2 protein-coding genes are annotated in these 1,294 nt (G+C 30.1%); both read left to right on the forward strand.

What is annotated here, in order from left to right; all coding sequences use genetic code 11:
• Window positions 1-84 precede the first annotated feature (84 nt).
• Window positions 85-297, forward strand: coding sequence for a hypothetical protein (locus JFV29_RS30065; RefSeq protein WP_207205218.1), 213 nt, complete (start codon window positions 85-87; stop codon window positions 295-297).
• Between the two features lie 775 nt (window positions 298-1,072).
• Entirely contained in the window at window positions 1,073-1,288 is a 216-nt protein-coding gene (locus tag JFV29_RS29955) for a DUF3951 domain-containing protein (protein ID WP_201188305.1), read from the forward strand.
• The last annotated feature ends 6 nt before the right edge of the window (window positions 1,289-1,294 follow it).

A 1,294-nucleotide genomic window follows, 5' to 3' on the forward strand; every position in this document is an offset into this window, starting at 1 on the left:
ATTTTGAAAAGATCAGCCATTCTGGCTGGTCTTTTTTGTGTTTATATAATTTGAAAAGTAAAGAACAAAAATTATAACGCAATTTTGGGTCGTAAGTATGGATTACATATTAAGCCCAGGTTCTGCATTATTGAAAAGGAAGCATATAATGAAAAAACGTCAAAAATTAGAGCAACTAGAGGACTAATGCGTAAAGGAAACAAGATAAAATCTGTTGGAGTCTTTATTAATGTAAAGCTTCAAGAATATGTGATTCAATTCTTAGATGATAATAACTTAAATATTGATTGGTATTGAAACGTTTTTTACCATCAAGTGGAAGCTCCACTACCAACGATTTGGGAAAAGTACCGTACCCACAAAAAAGCGAATCTGGTTTAAACCTTTAAAAAAATATCCATTTTTAGAGGTTTATTTTTGCTGCCATTTTCTTTATATTACTTTATATGGCGGTGCTCTTATGGGTATTCGCCATTTTTTGTTCTAAAATAAGATCCCATTAATCTCTTATTGGTTATAAGTCTATCGTTTCCCTATACCGGTAGATGTCTACTTAATAGAAAAGCAAATGCTAGTAGTTTACTAACCAAATGAATAAAACGGTTATTGTCTTGTGGCATTTGTTGATAATAAAATTGTGATTTACTTAAAATTGATGTGAATCTCCTTCTCTAAGTATGCTTCACTCTACTTTTCCAATATCGCATTACTTTTATTGCCTTTTGTAACTTTTATGATTATTTACTTCATTTGATTTTATACAATAAGAATTTGTCTTTCTTCAACGGATAAGTCAGCTGTGCTTCTTTTTAAAAAATCTAGAGATAAACACCATCCTTAAAAAACAATAATTTCACGCAATCAAGTAGGAAATAGTACGTAAAAAATAGTCACCTAATTGCTGAATATATAGATCGTGATTTTCTACAAATCAAAAAAGTATTTTGCAAAAAAATGTATTGAAAGATATCAGAGTAATCTTGACCCATTAGTTATATGTTATAATATGGTAATAGTCATTTGCTGCATTGATAAGTTCAATTTATATAGTATCTTTTTTTGGGGGGATAGTATGGTGGCGTATATATTTACTATAATTGTGGTTGGCATTATAGGACTGATTGGTTACAGAATGATTTTCAAAAAGAAAACGCCTTCTAACATGTATACACCTTATGATGACATGGTTATGGGAAAAAAAGATGATGTTAAAAGAAATCACCCTGCACAAGATACAAAACACAATATCAAATATGAAGAAAAAAGCGATAAAGACAAGACCGTATAAACGGTC

This window comes from Peribacillus sp. TH16, assembly GCF_016651095.1.
GTDB classification, from domain to species: domain Bacteria; phylum Bacillota; class Bacilli; order Bacillales; family DSM-1321; genus Peribacillus; species Peribacillus butanolivorans.